This is a genomic window from Bartonella sp. MR168JLCBS (assembly GCF_042194175.1).
Genome location: NZ_JBHIMP010000325.1, coordinates 1 through 757, shown reverse-complemented (window position 1 = coordinate 757; position 757 = coordinate 1). Strand labels below are relative to the sequence as shown.

The window sequence follows — 757 nt, the reverse complement described above, 5'->3', positions numbered from 1 at the left end:
CCAAACCTAAATTGTCTGCGTTCACTGACATGTTCCAAACCACAATAAATTTCTGATTCAATAAAGTTAAAATACAAAAAAATAGGAACAGTATGATATATTTTTATTCCATTTTAAATAACCACCCACGCAGAATACATAAAAAAGGGCTTCTGTCACTAAAAATGATACAAAATCATTTCCCTCTCCTTAAAATTTGCTCTAAAAGTAGATTGGGGAAAAGCGCAGAAGTAAAAAATATACGCAAATAAATGGAGTAACAATGGCTGAACAAAAGTCTCGCTATACTTATGAGGAACTTCTAAGCTGCGCTCGCGGCGAAATGTTTGGTAAGGGTAATGCACAATTACCGGCACCGCCAATGTTGATGATTCATCGAATCACCGAAATCAGTGAAACTGGCGGTGAATACAATAAAGGAATAGTTCGCGCTGAATTTGACATTACTTCAGACCTATGGTTCTTTGATTGTCATTTTATAGGTGATCCGGTTATGCCAGGGTGTCTCGGTCTGGATGGCATGTGGCAATTAACAGGTTTTTTTCTCGGTTGGCTAGGCGAACCAGGAAAAGGAAGAGCGATATCAACAGGTGAAGTAAAACTATCAGGTATGGTAACTCCACAAACCCAACTTCTTGAATATGGAATAGATTTTAAGCGTATCCGGCGTGGAAATTTGGTCTTGGGAATAGCCGATGGATGGGTAAAAGCAGATGGAGAAACCATCTATAAAGCAAATGATTTACGCGTTGCTTTA

The 757-nt window shown here is 38.6% G+C and carries 1 protein-coding gene; it reads left to right on the top strand.

The genetic code is table 11. The features are described 5' to 3' along the window. Positions 1–262 precede the first annotated feature (262 nt). Positions 263–757, top strand: a 495-nt coding sequence (gene fabA / locus ACFIK8_RS11185) for a 3-hydroxyacyl-[acyl-carrier-protein] dehydratase FabA (protein WP_375669466.1), incomplete at its 3' end; no start/stop codon positions are given.